Below are 14,724 nucleotides of genomic sequence, written 5' to 3' on the forward strand. Positions count from 1 at the left end.
TCACCCTCCCAAACTAAACGAGGAAACTAGGGATGTCTAAATCAGCCATTTTGTGTGTTGACGATGAAGTAGGGGTGTTGGAAAGTCTGGAAATTGAACTGCAACAGGCATTTAACGGTAAATATCTTTGCGAATTTGCTGAAAGTGCTGTCGAAGCCCTAGAGATTATTGAAGAGCTATGTGAAGCTGAGGTTAAGATTCTAGTGATTGTCTCTGATTGGTTGATGCCCGGAATGAAAGGAGATGAGTTGCTGATTAAAATTTATCATAAATATCCGCACATTGTGACAGTGATGCTGACGGGACAAGCAGACAAAGAAGCAATCGAACGAACAAAATTTGAAGCAAATCTTCATGCTTTTATACAAAAACCTTGGCATAATCAAGAATTAATTGAAGCGATTAAGTCTGGTCTAGCAAATTTATGAAAAAACCAGTCATTATTTGTGTCGATGATGAGCAGACTATACTCGATAGTCTGGAAATTGACTTGCTAAAAGCCTTTGAAGATAAATATTTAATTGAAACAGCCCAAAGCGGCGAAGAAGCTTTAGATTTGCTGTCAGAACTTTTAGCAGAGCAGTATGAAGTTCCTTTGGTTATTTCGGATCATATCATGCCTAATATGAAAGGAGACGAGCTATTAAGGAGCGTTCATGCTATCTCGCCGAACACTCTCAAGATTATGCTGACCGGGCAGGCTGACTTGGAGGCGGTAGTTAATGCTATTAACTATGCTAAATTGTACCGATACATACCTAAACCTTGGCAATGTGATGACTTAAAATTAACTGCTACTGAGGCAATATACAGATATTTTCAAGATCAAAAATTAGCGGAAAAACAAAGAGAACTTCAGGAGATGAATCAGGAGTTGGCAAAATTAAATCGCAAGCAAGCGATGCTGATTGCCAAACTCCACGAAAACGAAAGTCGGTTGACGCAATACCTCGAAGCTATGCCGTTAGGCGTGTGCGTGCTTGATGCGAACGGTCAATCTTTTTACGCAAATCAGAAGGCGCGGGAGGTATTTGGCAAAGGCACTGTGCCACATATTAATTCGGAGCAGAAAGCAGCAATTTATCAATTCTATAAAGCCGGAACTAATCAGAGATGCCCCGTGGAAGACTTGCCAATTATGCAGGCGCTGAGGGGCGAAAGTGTCCGGACTGAGGGTGTAGAAATTCGGACTGGCGACAAGATTATTCCGGTGGAGAGTTGGGCAACTCCTATTTATGATTCTCTCGGGGATATTTCCTACGGAATTATTGCTTTTACTGATATTACTGAACGAAAGCAAGCTGAAGCAGCGCTTGTCCAAGCTGAAGAGAAGTATCGCCGAATATTTGAAAATGCTCTTGAAGGTATTTTTCAGACGGCAACTGATGGAAAGTTGATTAGTGCTAATCCTGCTCTTGCTCAAATCTACGGCTATGATTCCCCTGAAGAATTGATCGCAAGCGTTAATGATATTGAGCGGCAATTATACGTGAAACCGAACCGCCGTCAAGAGTTTTTCGCGCTGATGGAACAGTACGGTACTCTGTCTGAGTTTGAGTCGGAAGTTTACCGCCGAGATGGCAGTATTATCTGGATTTCTGAGGATGCGCGCACTGTTTTTGATGCTAGGGGTGAAGTGCTTTACTATCAGGGTTTTGCTGAGGATATTACTTTGCGAAGACTGGTAGATGTGGAACGGCTCAGGTTTACGAATGATTTGGAAAAAGCTTTGGTAGCTCAAGAAAAGTTAAATGAAGCGCTGTCAGAAAGCGAAAGCCGATTGACTCAATTCCTGGAAGCGATGCCGGTGGGAATATTTGTTGTGGATGGTAAGGGTAAACCTTTTTACATGAATTCTTGGGGCCAAAGAATACTAGCCCAAGGTTTAATTTCTGATGTGGGTACTGACAAATTTCCAGAAGCTTATCATTTTTACGACGCTGGAACTAATCAATTGTATCCGATCGATCTCCAACCGATTATGCGGGCGTTGCGGGGAGAATTTGTGCGTATGGACGATCTAGAAATTCATGGGTCGGATCGGATTGTGCCGATCGAGGTTTGGGCGACTCCAATCTACGACGAACGGAAAAACATAGTTTACGCGATCGCGGCTTTTCAAGACATAACAGAGCGTCAAAAGGTAGAAACCGAGCGCCGCCAATTCACAAACGAGTTGCAAAAAGCTTTAGCAGCGGAAGAAAAATTAACAGATGCTTACGGGCGGTTTGTGCCGCACGAATTTCTCCACTTTCTGGGATATGAAAGTATTCTGGAAGTAAAATTAGGCGATCAGGTACAGAAAGAAATGTCGGTGCTGTTTTCAGATATTCGCGATTTCACTTCTCTTTCTGAAACGATGACTCCTGCAGAAAATTTTAAATTTATTAATGCTTATTTGTCGCGGATGGAACCGGCAATTACTCAAAATTTTGGTTTTATTGATAAATACATTGGCGATGCGATTATGGCGCTGTTTGATGGTAGTGCGGACGATGCTGTGAAAGCTGGAATTGCTATGCTAGAAGAGCTTAACGAGTATAATATTAGTCGCAACCGACCCGATTGCCCGCCGCTACAAATTGGCATTGGAATCAATACGGGTTCTTTGATGTTAGGCACGGTTGGCGGCCAAAGTCGGATGGACAGCACGGTGATTAGCGATGCGGTAAACTTAGCCTCCCGCGTGGAGACTTTGACGAAAGAGTATGGAGTTTCGATGTTAATTACTCAGAATACTTTTATAGAGTTGAACGATATTTATGATTTGAGGTTGATCGATCGCGTAACTGTTAAAGGCAAATCGCAAATGGTAACAGTTTATGAAGTATTTGCTGCGGATCCGCCAGAGTTACGACAGAAAAAGTTAGAGACAAAGACACTCTTTGAGCAAGCTTTGGTACTCTACAATAGTGACAGGTGTGTCGAAGCTACAAGATTCTTTTCGGGGTGCTTGCAAATCAACCCTAGGGATAACGTAGCTCAAATTTATATGCAGCGGTGTCTGCAACGGGTGATCCCTCCTGCATAATACCATTTGAGATTTGAGATTTGAGATTTGAGAATAGGGAATGACTTATTCCATAAGGGTTGGGAGTTTGCCTACAGTTGCATTCTTTTTTGAAACAGGTCTAATCATTGTTTAGATAGGCAGGGAAACGCAAACTATTGTTTCTTGGTGCGGCAAACTTTCTATTTTAAATTTTCCTCCGTGCAATTCTGCAAGGCGTTGAACGATGGCCAGACCCAATCCCAAACCTGCTTGTTGGTAAAGTTTGCGATCGAACTGCCTATAAGCTTCTAGCTGTGCAATCTGATCGGCAGTCATGCCGCGACCTTGGTCTTTTACAGACAGAATAAAAGTCTGATTTTCCACCAAAGTGCTTAAGACAACCGGCGTTCCTTCTAAAGAAAATTTGAAGGCATTGTCCAATAGTTCCTCAACAATTTTTGCGAGTCTCACAGAATCCATAGCTACCGACGAATCGTGCAAGTTTAATTGTAAATCGTCTGTTCTATTCGCGTGTTTCGCTTGCTGCCGCGCTTTTTGAGTCAGCAAAGATTTTACGCAGCTAAATTCGCTATTGCGCATTTCCTTTAGCAGTTCGGGATTTGTGGCTGCTATCTCGAGTTCTGCATACAGCAAAAAGTTCTGAATCAGCCTGTACAAGCGATGACCGGAAGTTTGAATTTGACCGATCATCTCTAAAATATCTGATTCCTTTAAGACATGATATTCTGACAGGATTAGCTCGGAAAAACCCATAATGGCATTCAAAGGAGTCCGCAATTCGTGGGGAAGCGACATACTAATGTTGGTGCGCAATTCGTCTAGCGTTTTTTGAGATTGCCTGCTAATTGTTTTCTGTTTCTCAAGTCGAATAGCAATTGCTTTTAGCAGTTCTTGCGGGGTACAAGGCTTAGTAATGTAATCGTCTGCTCCCAGTTCCATGCCCGTGCGAATGTCACTTTTATCGGCTTTGGCTGTGAGGAAAATAAACGGAATTGTGGCAGTTAGGGGTTCGGATCGCAAAGCTTTGAGGACGCCGTGACCGTCCACTTCCGGCATCATCATGTCGCACAAAATTAAATCCGGGATTTGTTCGTTCGCTAGTTTGATGCCGACTTGGCCGTTAATCGCTCCAATTCCTTCAAAATTCTCGGCTTCCAGCAAGTCTAAAATATTTTCTCTAATCGATTCTTCGTCTTCAATTACCAAAATCTTTACCACGGTTATTGCTCCTTTTAATTAGTAGTTTTTTGGCAGAAAACTGCCTTCACAGAATTGACAATTTTGTTTATTTATGTATGAACTTGATTGAGCCTTAAGCTGCGGATGTTTTTAGTTTATATAGCAACCGCTAAGACGCTTAGGAGGTTATTAATGACTTTTTCCCCATGCGGTCGATTACTTCTTCCTTCTCTCGCGACGATAACTAAAGCCTTCTTCTTCCTTATTCCTGACCTCCCTTATATCCGTTACATCCTCAGAAAGCGAATCCGTTGCCGAACTTCCTTCTTCCTTCTGCCTTCTTCTATAATTCAGTTGTTATATGCTAGCGCAAATCAAAGGCAAGGTAATAGTGAAAGTTGTGCCTTTTCCTTCTTGACTGTCGATCGCGAGTTTGCCGCCGTGAAGCTCCACAGCCCTTTTCACAATTGCTAAACCGAGACCTGTTCCCGAAATAGTCCCGACATTTGTAGCTCGGTAAAAAGTTTCTAATATCCGCTCTCGATCGGCTTGAGGAATCCCGATACCCTGGTCTTGAACTTGGAAAACAGCTTCTTTGTTTTGACAGTTGAGGTGCAAGGAAACTGTACTGGCGACGGGAGAATATTTGAGGGCATTGGAGAGGACGTTTCCCAACATTTGCTGCAGCAGTTTTTCATCCATTTGAGCGTCGCAGTTGCCGCCTTCATGTTGAAAGGTGATCGGGTGTTGGTTGCTGTCGTTGAGCTGCTGCTCTTCTACCAGTTGACGGCAAAATTTTTCGAGGTTTAAGGAAACCGGTTGAAACTGCAAGGTATTTGCTTCTATTTTGCCAATTACAAGGATATCTTCTAATAACTCTGTCATCCGTTTAATGGCTAATTGAATCCGGACAAAATGAGTAGATTTTTTATCTTCTGACCACTGAGAACTGTAATCTTGCAGCAATCCAGCCGAAAATTGGATCGTTGTCAAGGGGGTGCGGAACTCATGGGAAACCATTGTGACAAATTTAGCTCGCAGTTCTGAAAGTTCCTTTTCTCGTGCGAGTGCTTTGAGAATTTCGGCTGTCGCGAGTTTGCGATCGCTAATGTCACGGGCTTCAGCAATCAGCAACAAAACTTGTCCAGTCTCATTTTTAACAGGTTTCAGTGAGAAATCAACTGTCACAAGTTGGCCGCTTTTGGCTAACAAGTCGATTTCGCTGCGGAAAAACTCACCGCGACTTGATAAGCCGATCGCGTATTGCAATTGTTCGCAAACCTGTAGCGACTGAGCCCAAATCGCCATTTCCCAAATCGGCCGGCCGACAATATCCTCCAATCGCATTCCTGTAAACTCGAGGGCTGTCTCGTTCACTTCCAGCACGATTCCTTCGGGAGTCAGCAGCTTTGTTAGCTGAAACGAAGAGTCAAAAATCGCCCGAAAACGCCGCTCGCTTTCCCGCAGCATTTGAAATGTTTGAGATCGTTCGATCGCGTAGCGGATCGTCCGCACTAATAATTGAGTAGTAATTTGACCTTTAACAATGTAATCTTGAGCTCCCAAGCGAACTGATTCAAGTGCGATCGCCTCATCATCCAAGCCTGTCATTACCACCATTGCCGTATCCGGGGCAACTTCTCGCAGGCGAGTTAGGGTTTCCAAACCGCGGCTGTCCGGCAAAGAAAGGTCGAGCAAAACTACATCAAAGGGTTGTTTACACAATTGTGCGATCGCCTCATGCAGGAACTCAACACACACCAGTTCCCACTGGACGCCCACAGATACTTCTAACAGTTCTGCAAGCAAATCAGCATCAGCCGGATTGTCTTCTACTAACAGAATCTTAATCCACATAGCTTAGACGTTTTTGACTGTAAAATTTTTACTCTACCCATCTCAGGTTAAACTTTTTTGCTTTCCCTTGCCATTTTCAACTTGAAAATTATTATTTGGGAACTGTCACCACCACCCGCCACCAATCCTCAATCCATCTCACCAGCTTAGCTACTTGACTAAAATCGACAGGGTTAGCAATGTAGCACCGGGCTAACAGGGCATAATACTTGAGAATCTCTTCATCGGCTGCTGAGGTTGTCATAATTACCACCGGAATCATTTTTAACTTGGGTGCTGACTTAATTTTTCCCAAAACTTTTAAACTACTTTTTTAGGCCAATTCAAGTCCAGCAGAATTTAATTGGGAGGGGGTACGTCCACATACAAACCTTCTTGCTTCAAAAAATTCATTGCTGACACCCAATCTTCTCGTATTGTGCAACTTGTTAAAAAATTTGCTTGACGCCAGACTTTCTCAAGCCAAGTCATAGCATTTGAGATTTGAGATTTGAGACGGGGGCGCGAGATCGAGCCGTCGAAGGATTTTAGATAGGGAAATGAGAGATGACTATCGGCGTTGAGTTTGCGGGGCTACAGTTGGATTTTTTTTTTAAATGGTATCAGCATCGCTGGGCGAATTTTCCACCAGCAGAATGTCAAGACGTTTAAAAAAAATTATATCGTTCATCAGCAAAGTATCTGTTCGTTTAATTTACAGGAAGTTGGACGACTGCCAGCCAGAATTCCTCAATTAACCTGATTACTTTAGTAAATTGTACGAAATCTACTGGCTTGGTAATGTAACAGTTGGCGTGCAGCGAGTAGGACAGGATAATGTCCTCTTGGGCGGCTGAAGTGCTGAGAATCACTACTGGAATTAGTTTTAAACTTTGGTCGGTCTTAATTTCTGTGAGCACTTCTACGCCAGTTTTTTTGGGCAAATTCAAATCCAGCAAAATTAAGTCGGGACGGGGTACCCTGAGATAGGGTTCTTTTCGGCGCAAAAACTTCATTGCTTCGACTCCATCGTCCACAAAATGCAAGTTATTCAATATTTTACCCTGACCCAGAGCTTCTCTTGCCAAATCGGCATCGCTGGGAGAATCCTCAATCAGCAGAATCTCTATGGGTCTAACAGTGCTTCGATCGCTCATAACCGGCGTATCCTTATTGATTATAAAAAAAATTGAATTTTGAGGCTTCAGGTATTAATTATAGGAATAGTGAAGTAAAAAGTCGCTCCTTTTCCCTCCTGAGATTCCACCCAGATGCGCCCGCCGTGGCGTTCAACAATTCGCTTGCACATTGCCAAACCTATGCCTGTGCCGGAATATTGGCGGCGCGAGTGCAGGCGTTGAAAAATGATGAAAATGCGATCGGCATACTCCGGATCTATGCCAATGCCGTTATCGCGGACGCTCAACACCCATTCGCTCTCTTGCCTGCAGGCAGCGATATGAATCAAGGGGATATCTTGGCGGCAAAATTTGATGCTGTTGGCGATCAAATTTTGGAATAATTGCACCAGTTGAAATTCATCCGCCATCACGGTTGGCATCGGGTCGCAGGTGATGACAGCTTTCTTTTCGGCGATCGCAATTTGCAAATTACACAAACTTTGCTGCACAGCAGCCTTGCAGTCCGCCGGCTCAAACTCCTGACCCCTGGTTCCCAGGCGCGAATAGGCCAACAAATCGTTAATTAACTGCTGCATTCTAGTGGCGCCATCGACAATATAATTAATATACTTATCTGCGCGATCGTCCAAATTTCCTTGATAGCGCTGGGCCAGCAATTGAGTGTAACTGGTAATGGCTCGGAGCGGTTCTTGCAAATCGTGGGAAGCCACATAAGCAAATTGTTCTAATTCCTCGTTGGAACGCTTCAAATCCTCTGTAAGTTGCAGCATTTGCTGCTCTGCTTCTTTGCGGGCTGTAATGTTGTAAACCAAGGCGCAACAAGACAGCAGATTACCCTGAGAGTCCAGGACTGGACTGGTAGACATATCAGTCCAAATATCTTTGCCGTCCTTGGTTTTGAATTTAAATTCGTGTTGTTCACCAATACCTTGCTTGCGCCGCTGGAAATTATCAATAGCTTGTGGTTTTTGCTGTTCGTCCATAAAATCAAAAATCGACCGACCGAACATTTCTAATTCACTATAGCCGAGCATTCGCGCCATTGCGTGGTTCACGTAAGTCGTGAGGGCATTGCTGTCAATTACCCAAATACCTTCTTCTGCTAATTCAACTATTTGCCTGTACTTAAATTCGCTTTCCAGCAAAGCTGTTTCAGTTAGTTTGCGCTCGGTGATATCTTTCATAAAACAGTGGTGACCGTTAAATATCCCTTGTGCGTCGCAAGCTTTTACCATCGTTAATTGCTTGTAAAAAAACGACCCATTTTTCCGCACGCCTCTAGCTTCAACTTCTACTTGGCCAGAAATTAGCATTTCCTGATAAGCTGAGATCATCATCTCAACATCGCTCGGATGTACGGTGTACTGCCATTTCATGCCAAGCATTTCTTGCGGTTCGTAACCGCATTTATGAGCGTAAGCTCGGTTAACCTTCACGTAGCGTCCATCAATGTCCAGCCGCGAAATGCCTTCCACCGCATTTTGCAAGGCATTGGTGAGGTCGCGCAGCTCTTTTTCAGCTTGTTTGCGATCGCTAATATCCTGGCCGATACCCAAAAAACCGTTAATATTTCCGTTGCTGTCAAATAAGGCAGTCACCGACAGCAGTACCGGAAACCGTGAACCATCTTTGCGAATGTAAGTCCATTCATTTTCGTCAGCGATTTTCCGGCGTGGCAAGGCAACAAAGGCTTCAATTCCCGGCTCTATTTTCACTCCCAATTCTTGAGAAAGAACTTCAGCTCTTTTAGCGACCTCCAGAGGATCGTGAATTATTGGTAGCGTGGCTTTCCCCACCACTTCTTCTCGCGAATAACCTAAAAGTTGCTCTGCAGCCCGATTAAATGTTTTAATTGTACCGTCGGGTTCTGTAGAAATAATTGTGTATTTAGCGCTATTAAGAATTGCATTTTGCAGTTGCGTCAATTCCAACAAAGCGATCGCAATTTTTTCGCGGTAGGCTATTTCTTTTTGCAATTTGTAGTTAGAAATTTCAATTTGACCAGTGCGCTCAGCAACTCGATGCTCCAGAGTTTCATTGAGCAGTCGATTTTCCTCTTCTACCTGCTTGCGTTCTGTAATATCAGTAATAGTACACACATAACTTTTAACCTCGCCATTTTCTCCGATTTGACCGACAGCTTGACCGAATACCCAACACATTTGAGTTTGATTAATGCCTTGAAAGCGGTACTCAGATTTAAACGGCAATTTCTCCTGCGCGGGGCTATACCATTCAGTAAAAACCCGATCGCGGTCGTCTGGATGAATGCCTTGCAACCACCCTTTGCCCAAAGCTTCATTGCAGGTAATTCCCGAAATTTGACACCAGCGCTCGTTGACATACAAGCAGTCTCCAACAGCATCTGCATAAAATATTCCCACCGGCGAAACTTCAGTTAAAGTTTGATAGCGAGCTTCCGTTTCTCGGCGTTCAAGGATTTCTTTTTGCAGTATTGAATCGATCATCCCTAATTGAGTGGGACTCAGGAGAGTTAATGCTTGGGGAACTAAAGGAATTAATGCAAAAGCGGTGTAGGCAGAAATCGCGGCGGTAATAATTTTCAGACTGCCAGAAACCCAATAAACAGGATGCCAAAGCGTCCAAACTTCCATTATATGAGTAGTGCCGCAGGAGATAATAAAGGCTGCAAACAGCCAAAAGATGTTGCGAAAGGGCAAGTCTTTTCGCTGACGCATAAAATAAATTAGCGAGATCGGTATTGAATAGTACGCCATGGCAATGATAGAGTCTGACACTATGTGGAGCGCGAGTAGCTCTCGCTGCCAAAGGTAACAGTAGCCGTGAGGAATATAATTTCCGGTGAATAACAGGTGATTTAAAAAGTTCCAAATCATCATAAATGGAATGGGTAATCAGGAATGGGTAATCGAGAAGTGGTAATTAGTAATTGGTAATTGGTAATTTAACCGAATTACTTATAACCTCTCTCGAATTTTTGAAATATACAGTCTTGGACGCACCGGGGGGCTAAAAACTCGGTTTCTGGGTAGATGCCTCGTTGCCAAACCGACTATTGTCCTAGAAACTGGCTTTTCTTCCGTAACTATTAATATAGCAATTCTCAATGATGGCCGAGCTGTAGCGAGCTCTAGGTTGGGTAGAACGAAGTGAAACCCAATATTGCGATTTGAGATTTGAGATTTTAGCTTTTCCTTCCTTCTTCTTTATCTTCTAGATAACTAAAGCCTTCTCTCCTCGATAACTAAAGTCTTCTTTCATCCATCGGTTACATCGGTTACATCTTCAGAAAGCGAATCCGTTGCCGCAATTCTTCCTTCTTCTATAAAAAATGGGGCGAGCCAGAAGCCCGCCCCACCAAAAATTATGCTGCTGCTATTAACCCAACAGCGCCTGAGCCTTAGCTACCACATTATCAACGGTGTAGCCAAACTTTTCTAAAGCAACGGGGCCCGGTGCAGAAGCGCCGAATCGGTCGATGCTGATGCTGTCGCCTTCGGAGCCTAAATAACGTCCCCAGCCGAAGCTACAAGCTGCTTCCACTGCCAACCGTTTAGTAACAGCTTTTGGCAGTACAGATTCGCGGTAAGCGGCATCTTGTAAGTCGAACAATTCCCAGCAAGGCATCGAAACTACCCGCACTTTATTGCCTGCGGCGCGCAATTTTTCAGCGGCATCAACGCAGAGGTATGTTTCGCCGCCGGTGCCGATTAAAATGATGTCGGGAGTGCCGCCGTCGTCGGACAAAATGTAAGCGCCTTTGGCCGTTCCTTCGATCGAGCTTCCAGCCAAATTGGGCAGATTTTGGCGCGACAAAGCCATTAAAGTTGGGCGAGTGCGGCTTTCAACTGCCACTTTGTAAGCGCCGGATGTTTCGTTACCATCTGCTGGGCGCATTACCAACAAATCGGGAATTACTCGCAGAGAAGCGATAGTTTCCACGGGTTGGTGAGTGGGGCCGTCTTCGCCCAAGGCTACGGAGTCGTGAGTCATTACATAAATAACTCCAGCTTCCGAGAGTGCAGAGAGGCGAATTGCTCCCCGCATATAGTCAGCAAATACCAAGAAGGTGGCGCAGTAAGGAATTAAACCGCCGTGCAGGACCATACCGTTGGCGATCGCACCCATACCGTGTTCCCGCACACCAAACCGCAGGTTACGTCCTTCGTATTGACCTTTTTGGAAGTCTTTTTCACCCTTGAGCAAAGTCATGTTAGAAGATGCCAAGTCAGCGGAACCGCCGATCAATTCAGGTAGGACACCTGCCAAAGCATTCAAACATTTTCCAGAATGATTCCGAGTCGAATCTGCCTTATCTTCCGGCTTGTATGTCGGCAAAACTTGATCCCAACCTTGAGGAAGTTTGCCGGCAACGGCGCGCTCATATTCTGCAGCTTCTGCTGGATAGGCTGCTTTATAAGCATCAAAAGCTGTCTGCCATTCTTGCTCAGCTTGAGCACCGCGATCGACTGCTTTGCGGAAGTGTGACAAAGCATCATCAGGAATTTCAAACGGTGCGTGTTCCCACTTCAAGAAATCGCGAGTTGCTTTCACTTCATCGCTACCCAAAGCAGCACCGTGAGCACTGTAAGAATTGCGCTTGTTAGGAGAACCGTAACCAATGATGGTGCGGACTTTAATCATGGACGGTTTGTCCGTGACTTTTTTGGCTTCTTCAATAGCTTTGTGAACTGCTTCTAGGTTAGTATCTTCGTCTAGAGCGGTATTGTCTACTGTAATAACGTGCCAGTTGTAAGCTTCAAAACGCTTGCCGACATCTTCAGTAAAGGCCAAGCTTGTGTCGCCTTCAATTGAAATGTGATTGTCATCGTACAAGGCAATTAATTTGCCGAGTCCGAGGTGTCCGGCCAAAGAACAAGCTTCGCCAGAAACACCTTCCATGTGGCAGCCGTCACCCATGATGACATAGGTGTAGTGGTCAACTATTGTGTGGTCGGGCTTGTTAAACTTAGCAGCGAGGTGAGCTTCTGCCATTGCCAAACCGACGCCATTAGCAATTCCTTGTCCCAGGGGGCCGGTGGTAACTTCTACGCCTGAGGTCATGAAGTTTTCGGGGTGTCCGGGGGTTCTGGATTCCCACTGGCGAAATTGCTTGATGTCGTCGAGGGTGACGCTATCGTAGCCGGTCAAGTACAGGAGGGCGTACTGTAGCATACAGCCGTGGCCGGCGGAGAGGACGAAGCGATCGCGATTAAACCACTTGGGGTTTTTGGGGTTGAACCGCATGAACCGATCCCACAGCACGAAGGCCATAGGGGCAGCGCCCATCGGCAGTCCCGGGTGTCCTGATTTTGCTTTTTCTACCGCATCGATGGCCAGAAAGCGGATAGAGTTGATGCAGAGTTCTTCGAGTGATTGGGTTGCAACAGCCATAATTCTGGTTTTTATATGTAAGAGAGAGTGTGTGTGGTCGATTCTGACAGAAGTGCGATGAGTCGAGTTCGATCGAGGACGATCGTCTCTGCTGTTCAGTTTCTGTGGAACTGCCGTGAGGCTGCACTACATATCATCTCACCAGTTGCGATCGAGAGACAACTTAATTTTTTAATGTTTCGGCTGCTTTGTGCAGTCGATCGCAAATTTTTATCGGAGATATTTCTGCGGCGAGTGTGGCGGTGTGCGATCGGGCTACGAGAGGGTGTAACTTAATTATTTGGCAAATTGGCTCTCAAAGCAGCCCTGTTATGATAGAGTTTGGTGTTTCTGACATCTTGCAGCTCGATCGCGAACAGGCAAGATGCCTGTTCCACAAAGAGTGAATTTTCTTGCGGGGAGTAGGGGTTGGGCTCTTCTAGTCCACCCGATCGCACAATCGCCAGAATAGTGCAAGATGTAAGATATTTGTAATTTTAATCAGGCAATAACTAATGACTCTGAGTGAAGCCGAAGCCCGCAGTAAAAAAGTAGACGAACTGCGATCGCAAGGCATAGAACCGTATCCCAGTCAATCCTACGCGCGATCGCACACAGCCAAGCTTGTTCGCGAAATATTTAGTCAGCCGGGAAAAGAACTCCAAAACGGAGAAAGCGACCCCGAAGAAATTTCCCTGCGATTAGCAGGTCGCATCACTTCCAAGCGGGACAGCGGCAGCATTTGCTTCATCGATTTAAAAGACGCCACAGACAAAATTCAACTCAAAATCGAGAAAAAAATAGTTACCGGCGAAGTCGGTTTGAGCTTCAAGCAAATTCAAAAATTGCTCGATGTCGGCGATTTTGTCGGCGTCGAAGGTATCGGCTGCCGCACCCCCAGGGGAGAACTTTCTATTTTAGTGAGGGAATTCAAGCTTTTATCAAAAGCTACTATTCAATTTCCCGATGCTTATTACGGAATTAACGACCCCGAAGTTTGCCGCCGTCACCGCGAAATGGATTTGGCAAGCAACCAAGATGCGCTCAACCGTTTTATGCTTCGCAGCCGCATCGTCCAAAGCATCCGTTCCTATCTGTGGCAAGCCGATTTTTACGAAATAGAAACGCCGACACTGCAAGCTATTTATGGCGGTGCTGCTGCTAAGCCATTCATCACTCACCACAATGCTTTGGAGGTGGATTTGTATTTGCGAGTGGCTCCCGAACTGTTCTTGAAAAGGGCAATTTGCGGCGGTTTTGAGCGAGTATTTGAACTAGGAAAAGCCTTTAGAAATGAGGGCATTGATAGCACGCACAATCCCGAGTTTACTTGTTTAGAAGTTTACCAAGCTTATGCTGATGTTTTCGACATTTTAGGTGTTGTAGAAGATGTGATTTGTTTCGCGGCGGCGGCTGTATTTGGGGATGTCAAGGAAATTGAAAATCAGGGGGAAAGGATTAGTTTAGAACGTAAGTTCGACTACAGCGAAAAGTATCCCGGTTTCAGCGGCAAACACTGGCAAGTGAAAACGATGATAGAAGCTGTCAGGGACGAGTTTGATCTCGATTTTGACAGTGTGGACTTAGAAAGTGCGATCGCTTCTGCAACCAAACTAGAATTGCACCTGTCTAAGTTAGAAAAACAGAGTTTAGGCTACGTGCTGTATGCGGTTTTTGACAAATTAGTTGTTCCTAAACTAATTCAACCTACATTCATTATCGACTATCCTGTCGAAGTCAGTCCCTTAGCAAAAGGACATCGCAGCAAGCCGGGATTTGTAGAACGTTTCGAGCTGTTTATCAATGGTACAGAATACTCAAACGGATTCTCAGAATTGAACGATCCGAAAGAGCAAAGAAAGCGGTTTGAGGAACAGCTAGCACAGAAAAATGCGGGCGATGACGAAGCGCATCCAATGGACGAAGACTTTATTCAAGCGCTATCTTTGGGAATGCCTAATTGTGCCGGAATGGGCATCGGTGTAGACAGATTGGTGATGCTTTTAACTAATACTCAAAGCATCCGCGATGCGGTAATGTTCCCGACAATGCGGCCGGTCAAGGATTGATTGGAGTAGCTTTTTTGTAGATGTCTAATAAGTACATGGGGATTTTTTAACCGCAGATATCATCGGATTAACACAGATAAACGCAGATGAAATTCCATCTGCGTTCATCTGCGTTTATCTGCCTTTATCT

At 44.8% G+C, this 14,724-nt stretch carries 10 protein-coding genes; 4 read left to right on the forward strand and 6 right to left on the reverse strand.

Annotated features, from left to right (window positions below; all coding sequences use genetic code 11):
- Positions 1–32 precede the first annotated feature (32 nt).
- Entirely contained in the window at positions 33–428 is a 396-nt protein-coding gene (locus tag ACUVJL_RS26665; RefSeq protein WP_445248589.1) for a response regulator, read from the forward strand.
- Positions 425–3,031, forward strand: coding sequence for a PAS domain S-box protein (locus ACUVJL_RS26670; protein WP_445248590.1), 2,607 nt, complete (start codon positions 425–427; stop codon positions 3,029–3,031). The genes ACUVJL_RS26665 and ACUVJL_RS26670 overlap by 4 nt, the downstream gene beginning before the upstream one ends.
- A 111-nt stretch (positions 3,032–3,142) precedes the next feature.
- On the opposite strand, the gene ACUVJL_RS26675 is transcribed toward ACUVJL_RS26670, so the two are convergent.
- From ACUVJL_RS26675 to tkt, 6 genes are all read right to left on the reverse strand, one after another.
- Entirely contained in the window at positions 3,143–4,231 is a 1,089-nt protein-coding gene (locus ACUVJL_RS26675) for a hybrid sensor histidine kinase/response regulator (protein ID WP_445248591.1), read from the reverse strand.
- 318 nt (positions 4,232–4,549) lie between these two features.
- Positions 4,550–6,049 carry an ATP-binding protein gene (locus ACUVJL_RS26680; protein WP_445248592.1) on the reverse strand — a complete coding sequence of 500 codons (1,500 nt, stop codon included), beginning with the start codon at positions 6,047–6,049 and terminating at the stop codon, positions 4,550–4,552.
- Positions 6,050–6,140: 91 nt separating this feature from the next.
- Complete coding sequence (locus ACUVJL_RS26685) at positions 6,141–6,293, reverse strand: hypothetical protein (protein WP_445248593.1); 153 nt, start codon at positions 6,291–6,293, stop codon at positions 6,141–6,143.
- A gap of 445 nt (positions 6,294–6,738) precedes the next feature.
- A complete protein-coding gene (locus ACUVJL_RS26690) occupies positions 6,739–7,185 on the reverse strand; it encodes a response regulator (RefSeq protein WP_445248594.1) in 447 nt (148 codons plus the stop codon).
- A gap of 47 nt (positions 7,186–7,232) precedes the next feature.
- On the reverse strand, positions 7,233–10,031 hold the full coding sequence (locus ACUVJL_RS26695) for a PAS domain S-box protein (protein ID WP_445248595.1): 2,799 nt from the start codon (positions 10,029–10,031) through the stop codon (positions 7,233–7,235).
- Positions 10,032–10,530: 499 nt separating this feature from the next.
- Positions 10,531–12,546 (reverse strand): transketolase, encoded by a 2,016-nt coding sequence (gene tkt / locus ACUVJL_RS26700; protein WP_445248596.1) that lies wholly within the window; start codon positions 12,544–12,546, stop codon positions 10,531–10,533.
- A gap of 33 nt (positions 12,547–12,579) precedes the next feature.
- Between tkt and ACUVJL_RS26705 the strand changes: the two genes are divergently transcribed.
- On the forward strand, positions 12,580–12,822 hold the full coding sequence (locus tag ACUVJL_RS26705) for a hypothetical protein (protein ID WP_445248597.1): 243 nt from the start codon (positions 12,580–12,582) through the stop codon (positions 12,820–12,822).
- A gap of 218 nt (positions 12,823–13,040) precedes the next feature.
- Positions 13,041–14,594, forward strand: coding sequence for a lysine--tRNA ligase (gene lysS / locus ACUVJL_RS26710; RefSeq protein ID WP_445248598.1), 1,554 nt, complete (start codon positions 13,041–13,043; stop codon positions 14,592–14,594).
- Positions 14,595–14,724: the final 130 nt, after the last annotated feature.

This window comes from Microcoleus sp. OTE_8_concoct_300, from assembly GCF_031383065.1.
Lineage (GTDB): Bacteria > Cyanobacteriota > Cyanobacteriia > Cyanobacteriales > Microcoleaceae > Microcoleus.

Coding starts and splice junctions, on each gene's coding strand:
- ACUVJL_RS26665 (WP_445248589.1), top strand. CDS start 33: ATGTCTAAATCAGCCATTTTGTGTGTTGACGATGAAGTAGGGGTGTTG.
- ACUVJL_RS26670 (WP_445248590.1), top strand. CDS start 425: ATGAAAAAACCAGTCATTATTTGTGTCGATGATGAGCAGACTATACTC.
- ACUVJL_RS26680 (WP_445248592.1), bottom strand. CDS start 6,049: ATGTGGATTAAGATTCTGTTAGTAGAAGACAATCCGGCTGATGCTGAT.
- ACUVJL_RS26685 (WP_445248593.1), bottom strand. CDS start 6,293: ATGACAACCTCAGCAGCCGATGAAGAGATTCTCAAGTATTATGCCCTG.
- ACUVJL_RS26690 (WP_445248594.1), bottom strand. CDS start 7,185: ATGAGCGATCGAAGCACTGTTAGACCCATAGAGATTCTGCTGATTGAG.
- ACUVJL_RS26695 (WP_445248595.1), bottom strand. CDS start 10,031: ATGATGATTTGGAACTTTTTAAATCACCTGTTATTCACCGGAAATTAT.
- tkt (WP_445248596.1), bottom strand. CDS start 12,546: ATGGCTGTTGCAACCCAATCACTCGAAGAACTCTGCATCAACTCTATC.
- lysS (WP_445248598.1), top strand. CDS start 13,041: ATGACTCTGAGTGAAGCCGAAGCCCGCAGTAAAAAAGTAGACGAACTG.